Here is a 3,419-nt window from a genome sequence, read left to right as displayed (position 1 = left end):
AACCTCGGGCAGAAGGCGGAAGCGAAAGGCCTGACGGTCATGCGGGTTGCGGACCCGGCGAAGAAGGCCGCGGAGACTTGAACATAGAGGGTCGCCTTCGGGCGGCCCTTTTTCCTTTTCCCATCGGAGTGACGGTGCCACAAAAAACTTATGCCTAGCAATTTTATGTTTTGATAGGTATATGCGTGCCAAGCAAAACTTGGAAATGATTGGCATGACCCCTCTCAGCAGCATCTCGATGAGCGCCTATACCGATCTGGTACGTCTTTTGAAGGACGACGCTTTGTCCGGTGTCGAAGGCAAGCCGACGCTCAAGGAGCGCGGCGACAAGGCCTATTGGTATGCGGCGCGGCGCGTCGGAACCGAGATGCGGTTCATCTATATCGGCGAAGACAGCGACGAGACGCGCGCGCGCATTGACCGGATCGAGGAGCTCCGCGCGACAGCCAAGGACCGACAGGCAGAGCGGTCGCGGCTCGTTCGACTTTTGCGCGCCGAAGGCATGACGCCCACCGACCGGGCAACCGGTTCCATCCTGTCGGCGATGGCGGCAGCCGGAACTTTCCGTTTGGGTGGCACCATCGTCGGGACAAATGCGTTCCGGCTCTATGAGGGCGAGCTTGGTATCCGCCTGCCTATTGGCGGTATGGCCAACACCGGCGATATCGACATCGCCCAGTTCGAAAAGCTCAGCGTGGCGCTGCAGGATCAGGTTGACCCGGGTCTGGCCGAGACCTTCTCGGCGCTCAAATTTGATCCCTTACCGGCTCTTGACCAGGGCCGGACCTGGCGATGGGCGCAAGGCGGCAGTGGCCAGTTGGTCGAGTTTCTCACACCGGCGTTCGGGGATGAGACCATCCGTGATTTGCCAGCATTAGGCGTGAACGCCCAAGGATTGAACTATCTTAACTTCCTGATCGCAGAGCCGATCCATGCGGCGGCGATCTATCGGTCCGGCGTTCTGGTCCAGGTGCCGCGCCCGGAACGTTATGCGATCCACAAGCTGATCATTGCCGACCGGCGCCGTGATGGGGCAGGGAGCCTCAAATCGGCGAAGGACCGGGAGCAGGCGGCTTTCCTGATCGAGGCGATGGCCGAGGACCGTCCCGATGATCTGTCGCTGGCCTATGCCACGGCCATGGAAGTTGGACCGCGCTGGCGCGAGCACATCGGCAACTCGCTGAAGCGGATGCCTGAGATGAAACTAATCCTCGACGGGTTGGGAGTGTGATTGCCGCAACGGGGTGGCGCTGAACCTCGGGCAGAAGGCGGAAGCGAAAGGCCTGACGGTCATGCGGGTTGCGGACCCGGCGAAGAAGGCGTCGCAGGATTGAAGAGAGGGGGTCGCGCTTGGCGCGGCCCTTTCGTCATGTCTCATGGCGCGTGCGGTCGGTTACGCAAGATCGACAGGCTGCGGCGGCCGGCACTGTCATCGCTCTACCCGGTCCGTCAGTGTTCGGTCCATCCGCATTGGTGCGGGCTGGGGATGGTGCGCACCTCACGCACATCGTCAGCGGGGCAAGACGCGAGGGGTCGAGACGTCGCACATGAGGCTGAAGAGCTGCACGTCCCTCGGGGCGTGTTTCGGAACATCGCATCCACGCGGGCGGGCTCCGTCAGCACCCCGGCCAGGATCGGTGGGACGAGGACGCGGATGGTGGCTGCGGCGTGATGGCAAGGGTCATCCGGGTCTCTCCTTTTTGCTCATAGATGTGGATCGCACGGGGTCGGCCCGTCCGTGCCCTCAGCTCACGCTTCGGCAAGCACAAATACGGCTTCCACGGCGGAGCCGCGGACCCTCCGCATTTGCGCTTGCGACCGGGCCTCTTGCCCCCGTGCTGGCAGATCCCCATCGCAACAAGGAGTAACCCAAATGACCAACCACTACGTCGCCACCGTCCCCGTCAAATTCACCGATACCGATGGCCAGGAGCGCACTCGTTTTCAGCGCGTGGGCGCGATGTTCCGCAACACCCGCAACGGGGACGGCTCGGAGTTCTTCAGCCTCAAGCTCGACTTCCCGGTCGCGGTCTCGGAGCTGGTGATGTTCCCGCCGAGCGCGAAAGATCCCCAGGACTAAATCCTCTGACGAGGATGGGCCGCCCCAGGACGATCTTGGGGCGGCCCGATCCCTGTACCAGGGATGCCGTCACCGGCGCGGGTGATCGCCGGCAGCGACCTCGCCTTGGTGCCGGTCCCTGCGCGTTCAACGGACGCACTCCGCCCGGAGTGATCAGGCCGCGACAGACCGGCCAGTCAGCCTCAAGGGGGCCATCCACAAAAACCTATCGGCCAGGGCCTCCCGGTTTTTGCGGCAGAGATTTGGTAGCCCAAATCTGGCCCTCCTTGACCCTGCCTGTCCGCCCTGTCGGTGGGGTTTGCGCCCGCCCGCGGTTCCGTCCGAACACATGCGTGTTCGGCCAGACCCTCGGGCGGGGCTGGCGGACGGGACCCCAAGGACAGGTGGGTTGCCCGGTGGTGAGGGCGGCAGAGCCGCGTCCCTGCGGGCCGCGGCGTGAAGCGGACACCAAGGCTGCCTGAGCCTGAATGCGGCATAAGTATATAATGGACAGCGAGGTATATTATCGTAAGGTAGGGGCAGCCTTGGTGGAAGGTGGCAGGAAATAGGGGGTCTTTCTTCCGCATGTCCCGAACAAAACGCCTGACAGAGATCGAGAAGAGGCAGATCGTCCGCGAGGCCGCGGAGGGTGTGTCGACGACTGATCTGGCGACGCAGTTCGGGGTGACGGCGCGGGCCGTGCGCTACGTCCTGAAAGCTGATGCCGAGCGCCAGACGGACGCCGCGATCCCGGTCTCAGCGGTCAGTGTGAAGGTCACGGCTGCGGAGCTGGCGGCGCTCGACGAGGTGTTGGCGAAGGCGGGGATCGAGAGCCGGGCCGAAGGGCTGCGGCGGCTTATCCAGGCGGCAGGCGGGGTGTTCGTTCCGGACGCGCAGATGGCTGCTGAGATGGCGCGCTACCGCGCCTCGCTGCACGAGGTCGGCAATGGGGTCGCGCAGATTGCCAAGCAGATGACGCAGGCCAACCGGCGGGGGCAGGGGGCTGGCTCGGAGTTCACCGAATTGCGCCTCGCGCAGATGCGCGGGCTGGCGCGGTTCATCCTGGATTCTGCTGACGAGATCGATCTGCTTCTGCGCCGCCGTCGGGACGCAATGCAGCTGCAGGCCACGGCCGCGCTTAGGGAGTTTGCCCATGCGGCTGAATGATGCCGTCCATGCCGTCACGGGCGAGGTCTTTCGGGATGGCTGGAGCCGCGTCCGGGGCTCGATGCAGGGGCTGCACGTGGCCAAGCAGACCCAGCTTACGCGCGCGGCAGCGGGGCATCGGCCAGCGGTCTTCAAGGCGATCCGGGGCGGGGGCACGCATACCAAATCGCAGCTCACAAACCAGCTCGAGTAC

Annotated in this window: 3 protein-coding genes and 2 pseudogenes; all 5 read left to right on the top strand. The window is 64.2% G+C overall.

Annotation, left to right across the window (positions count from 1 at the left end; all coding sequences use genetic code 11):
* Nucleotides 1-238 precede the first annotated feature (238 nt).
* Nucleotides 239-1,231, top strand: a complete 993-nt coding sequence (locus M8744_RS17630) for a nucleotidyltransferase family protein (protein ID WP_251420050.1) — start codon at nucleotides 239-241, stop codon at nucleotides 1,229-1,231.
* A 7-nt stretch (nucleotides 1,232-1,238) separates the two neighbouring features.
* Nucleotides 1,239-1,334, top strand: a pseudogene (locus M8744_RS17625) (DUF2493 domain-containing protein); the annotation flags it as partial.
* Nucleotides 1,335-1,873: 539 nt separating this feature from the next.
* Entirely contained in the window at nucleotides 1,874-2,080 is a 207-nt protein-coding gene (locus tag M8744_RS17620) for a hypothetical protein (protein ID WP_007120662.1), read from the top strand.
* A 564-nt stretch (nucleotides 2,081-2,644) separates the two neighbouring features.
* Nucleotides 2,645-3,226 carry a transposase gene (locus M8744_RS17615; RefSeq protein ID WP_251420049.1) on the top strand — a complete coding sequence of 194 codons (582 nt, stop codon included), beginning with the start codon at nucleotides 2,645-2,647 and terminating at the stop codon, nucleotides 3,224-3,226.
* Nucleotides 3,213-3,419: pseudogene (locus M8744_RS17610) on the top strand (relaxase/mobilization nuclease domain-containing protein); the annotation flags it as partial. The gene M8744_RS17615 and the pseudogene M8744_RS17610, both read left to right, overlap by 14 nt.

This window comes from Lutimaribacter degradans (assembly GCF_023703375.1).
Classification (GTDB): domain Bacteria; phylum Pseudomonadota; class Alphaproteobacteria; order Rhodobacterales; family Rhodobacteraceae; genus Lutimaribacter; species Lutimaribacter degradans.
Note: the sequence above shows the minus strand (reverse complement) of the source record. Positions and strands in the feature narration are given on the sequence as shown.

What these genes read in the sequence shown, in the direction of transcription:
- M8744_RS17630 (WP_251420050.1), top strand. Translation starts at nt 239, where the DNA reads ATGAGCGCCTATACCGATCTGGTACGTCTTTTGAAGGACGACGCTTTG.
- M8744_RS17620 (WP_007120662.1), top strand. Translation starts at nt 1,874, where the DNA reads ATGACCAACCACTACGTCGCCACCGTCCCCGTCAAATTCACCGATACC.
- M8744_RS17615 (WP_251420049.1), top strand. Translation starts at nt 2,645, where the DNA reads ATGTCCCGAACAAAACGCCTGACAGAGATCGAGAAGAGGCAGATCGTC.